Raw genomic sequence first — 4,972 nt, 5'->3', positions numbered from 1 at the left:
CTCTGGGTCAACCCCTCGAGACTTTTGCCAAGAATATGGCTTCCGCGATAGTCAAGCTCGAGGACGATGCAGCCCAAGTTCTTGCGATATCCCCAATACCAAGATGGCCCTGTTCTAGAGGTAAAGAACAGACGGTCTGGCTCTTGCACAATATGCACAAGATACTTATAGTTCCTAGACTCATGCGGATAGGAGCTTGCCAGGACATGCATGCCGCGGGCTCTCAGCTGTTGATCAATCTGGTGGGTCACTCTATAGGTCCTACAGAAGATGTTTATCATGGGTTTACTCAATTTACTCAAGTGGTCTTTTAGTCAGTCAAGGCATTGTCTTTATGTTGCTTTTGATGAGGCTATCCTTTGCTTATGTGCTCTCGTTATTCTTTTTTTATGACAGCTACTCAATGCTCCTTCTGATTCAGTGCTGCCGGCTCGACTGGCCAATCAAGCTGAACATCATGATCAGAGACTTCAAGATAATGAGCAGAAGTCAGCGGCAATCGCCTTGACCTCTTGACCCTCCATGTCCGTTTGCTTCCGCCCCAGGCATTGACCACGATCTGGCTCAGGCCGTGGTTGAGGTGGCCTCCCGCCGCGTTCTCGGGGCAGGATTACTACGAGTGTTCACCCGCTCCACTCGCCATCAGACGCCCCGCCACCGTGACCTGAGCCACCCAGCCCGGCGGCGGCGAGGGGAGATCCGGATCACGCGCGCGCAAGGGTGCGGGAGTGGGTTCAGCTTGCTGAGGCCCTTCCAGTGGTGCGGGGCTGCGCTCACCGTCCCGCACTCGCCTGGCCCTTGCGCCGCGTGACACCCTGAACCCCCGCCGCCGGGTGGAGTTCCGTTGCAGCGGGTGAACCACAAACGACGCCCTCGATCAACTGGACTCTGGATCCACAGATGGTCAATCCCTCTCTCTTCTACCCTTTATTTCCTGCCTCAACGGGAAGGGCTGGGACGCATGACTGGTGGCTGAACACTGATCTGCCGATCGCTCCCTGGATCAGGCTGGATCAGGCTGGATCAGCTGTTGCTACGGGCCGCTGGGTTCGATCTTCACGCCTCTTTTCTCTCTACGATCTACTACGCCCTTGATCGCCACCAAAGGCTGGCCAGGCGGGTCCCCACGGAACGGGGAGCTGTCTGCGCAACTGCCTTGCCGCCTCCTGCCGCGTCCTGACTGGCCCCGGGGCTCTCCATCGCGGAGTGATCTGGTGAGGCGTCCTGCTGCACCACGCCCTCGCCCGGTTGCACCACCAGGGCCAGGTCCTGCAGGAACCGCTCGATGAGAGCCTGAGCCGAATCCAGGTGGTGGTTGACGACAAACGCCTCCACGGCCGTGATTGGATCGCTTGTCACCAGCCGCTGTTCCGCCAGCTGCTGCAGTAACCAGTCCCAGTTCAGGGCCGGGTACCTGCGCGCGTAGTGGCTGGTGATGATGCGGAGGTGGGTGCCATCGAGCGATCCCAGGAACCACTGCGGCCGTTGGCTGCGGGGTGCTGGAAGCGGGAGTGGGGCTGAGCGATCAGACGTCTCAGCACCAGCAGCCATGGAGGCCGCCGGTGGTGCGGCCTGCTTCTGCTCCCCTTGTTCTCCCTGTTCCTCCTTAGAAATACTGCTGGTCTTGGCCTTGAGCTGCTCGGAGGAGTTCACCAGCAGAAACCTGGGGTACTCCCTGATGAACTCCGCCAGGTCATCGAACAGCGGTGTGGACCACTGCGGCGAGCTGCAGCGGCCCTGGGCCCGGGTGAGAGCCACATAGCGCAGGTTCAGCTCCTCCTCGGGCAGCACCACCGCCCCCCGGTAGCCCTGCTCATCCCACAGCGCGGGAGCCTGCTCTGGCCCGTACTCCCAGTTGCTCCGGTCACTCCCAATCCCGTGCAGCAACGCGTGGGCGTGGAAGTCATCGGCCAGGCTCACAGCTCCGAACTCGAGGCCCTTGGATTTGTGGGCCGTCGCCAGCGCGCACACCCCTGGATCGAGCTGGCCCAGTGACATCCCCCTGAGCTGGGCGATCTCCTCGGGGATTCGCTCCCAGTGCGGGTGCCACTCCAGCAGGGCGCACCAGCCCTTGAGGTCCCGCACGTCCTGCTCGTCGGCATAGGCGGCCAGCTCCCCGTAGCTCTGGAAGCCAGCGAGGAAGCGATCGCGGATCTGGCCCATCTCTCCGCGCCGGAGATGCCACAGGTCCAGCAGCTGATCGTGGCGGTACCCATCGAGGCCACCACACCAATACAGCCGCGTCCCGTGCTGGGCCAGATCAACCGCCCGCTTGAACAGGGCGGCATTCCCGCGGGCGATGAACGCCCGCGTCTGCGGCGCTGGAGAACGCCTCAGGCCCCTCACGGTCCGGGTCTCACCCTTCAGGGCCAGCAGGCGGTTGGCCGCCTCAGCCATCGTCTCCCCAAAGCGGAAGCTTCCGGTCAGGGCCAGTTCATCCCACTCCCCAGCAGCCGCCATCGCGTTGGTGGCATGGCGAAACTGGTAGATCTGCTGGTGAGGATCGCCCACCAACACCTTGGCGCAGTGCTGCTGCTCCAGGATCGCCAGCGTCACCGGGTTGGTGTCCTGGGCCTCATCGAGGAGGATCACGTCAAACCTCAGCTTCGGGCTGGAGAGCTGGTACAGCTTGAGGTAGCCGTCATGCAGCATCGGGATACGCCCATCACAGGGGTCGCCCATGAGGGCCCACAGCCGCGCTGCTCCCTCTAGAGCCGCACTGGGGTATCGCTTCTCTGGAGACAGCGATGCTGCAAAGGCAGGCAGATCTACGCTGCCGCTGCAGAGAAAGTGCTGCAGGGCCGCCAGGGCGTGCTGCGCCAGGGCCAGATCCTTGCGGCTCCGCCGCTCCAGAGCCAGGGCAAGGACCACCTGGTCGATCCGCAGGGCTCCCCGCAGTTGGTGGCGGTAGCGATGGCCAACAGAGCGGTAGGCCAGGCCATGGATCGTGGAGCAACTGACGGTTTCAGGAAAGCTCTCCCGAGCTTCTGCCGCCACAGCGCGGTTAAAGGCCAGGTACAGCATGCGCTGCTGCGGGCGGGCCCGGGCATAGGCCCGCATGGTCGTCGTCTTGCCCGTGCCGGCAAAGGCCAGCACCCGTAATGAGTCAGAGCGGCAGTCAATGATCGCTTGCTGCTCCTCGCTAAAAGTCTTGCCGCCCTGGGGCGGTTGATGTCCTGTGGTCATGGTCTTACTCCATCGTTGATCGGGTCATTGCTGGTCAGGGTGTCTCCACGGACACAGGCCGGGCCGCCATCAAGCAATCCAGAACCCGTGGCTGAACGGGGAAATGCCCAGCAGAGCGTCAGGGACCTGCAGCGGGTTCACCGCCACAGATCCGCTCAGGCTTCTAGCCCCCTCCCAATGATTAAGTCAGATGGAAAAGGCCGGAAGACTCCCTGAACCGCCAATCGGTGGATTTTCCAGCGCGGTAGTTTTTATGAAAACTTGAAATTCTAAGTCTCAGCCTGAAAGAAGAAGTACTATCAAACAAACAGAATGATTAAAAATCAGGGTTTTCGTTCTGCGACGAGCAGAGACTTCGATCAAGGTCAAGGTCTCCACCAACAGCATGACTGCAGGAATGCCAGGAATGTAGAAGAAGTGACATCCCTAGACTTTGATTCCGAGAAGTATTGCTCTACACTATTGATAGATGGACGCCGATTTCACACTCATCATTTCCCCATAAACGATTCTTACAAAAGATACTCAGCCCAGGAATCAGAACGACCAGAAGTCACAGCACTCACAAGTCCAACATCATCAGCTTGACTGCCACGTCGTCCCGTCACTCAAAGGAGGTCCAACACGCGACTCACAACACCCGCTGAACAATACCAGTCCCTCTTGGATAGTAGGGAGGCTAAGTATGCGGGCCGAACCAATTGTTCCCGAGATCCATTTCGGTTGCTTTGCGCTGCCTCAGAGGAATCCAGTTCATGTTCATAGCTAGTGGTAGCGGTAAGCGGGAACTGCCTAGGCCTAAGTTACGATTAGCCTGCAGTGGCGTGCGGCCAGCGCAACCGCTAGCCACAGTTATTGATATTCTTGATATAGAATAGATATTAAATCTCTATAGCCGTGGTTATGGAGCTCTCCTGCGTCGTAACTCCATTGTTGGCAGTTGGCAACCGTTGGCAACAGCCTGCCAGGGACTAGAGGAGCAGTAAGACTTCCAGTGCAGAGGGTCTGAGAAAGTCCACCATTCGCCATCACATCGGATATTCATATCTACATAGAAATAGTCGCCTTGCATTATGCACGTGTAACTTGTTACACTAAAGATAGACCGTATAGATCCTGAATATGTTGTCCAATAGTACTACTACCAATCGCCGGCCGCATCGCTCTCAACGACCGGAGCAAGTAGAACTCCGAGGCTATCTTGAAAATCAGCTGAATCTCGGCTTCCAGCCAAGATATATGATCAGCTATCACTTTCGCTCTCCTGAGGAGACATGCTGGAGAGGGAAAGAACAACCCAATGCGATCGCAACACAGACCAGGCATCGACCCAGAACCAGCACCTGGAATCAGGTCAGCTCCAATCATTACTACCAGAAGAGACGCAACGATGCCGACCTGGCGTCTACCGACAATGAGCATATCAAAAACCTGCTCATCCGCCGCCATTTTGGCCACCAGCGCCTAGACCAGTGGAACAAGACCAAGTTGCCACCCATGCTGTTCTTCCTCGAGCGCGGCATGGGTGTTCAACTGCATGGTCACCTTCTCATCCCTCAGCCTCTGCCAGAGTTCGACGCTGTTCAAAGCTTGGCGGCTGAGTGGAAGGGTTACCTGCCTCAGCATGCTAAGTGCCTTTCTCGGCAGCGACCAGCTGATGTCCGCCCCGTCACCGATGCAGCAGGAATCATGGGGTACCTCTGTAAGGAAACTTCCTCTGGACACGTGTCGCTGGACTTCATCGCCTCGAACTTGATCAAACCAGCATCGTGATGATTAGATCTAG

At 58.3% G+C, this 4,972-nt stretch carries 2 protein-coding genes; one reads left to right on the top strand and one right to left on the bottom strand.

Features of this window, described 5'->3' with window-relative positions:
• Window positions 1-1,083 precede the first annotated feature (1,083 nt).
• The gene (locus ACWJI7_RS13995) at window positions 1,084-3,186 is read right to left on the bottom strand and encodes a UvrD-helicase domain-containing protein (protein ID WP_479938812.1); all 2,103 of its coding nucleotides are present in this window, start codon (window positions 3,184-3,186) and stop codon (window positions 1,084-1,086) included.
• A gap of 1,239 nt (window positions 3,187-4,425) precedes the next feature.
• Between ACWJI7_RS13995 and ACWJI7_RS13990 the strand changes: the two genes are divergently transcribed.
• The gene (locus tag ACWJI7_RS13990) at window positions 4,426-4,959 is read left to right on the top strand and encodes a hypothetical protein (RefSeq protein WP_479938810.1); all 534 of its coding nucleotides are present in this window, start codon (window positions 4,426-4,428) and stop codon (window positions 4,957-4,959) included.
• Window positions 4,960-4,972 lie beyond the last annotated feature (13 nt).

This window comes from Cryptocyanus atlanticus LEGE 06306 (genome assembly GCF_056633155.1).
This window is presented reverse-complemented; position numbering and strand designations above follow the sequence as displayed.

Excerpts from the sequence above, each read along its gene's own strand:
- ACWJI7_RS13995 (WP_479938812.1), bottom strand. The coding sequence starts at position 3,186 with ATGACCACAGGACATCAACCGCCCCAGGGCGGCAAGACTTTTAGCGAG.
- ACWJI7_RS13990 (WP_479938810.1), top strand. The coding sequence starts at position 4,426 with ATGATCAGCTATCACTTTCGCTCTCCTGAGGAGACATGCTGGAGAGGG.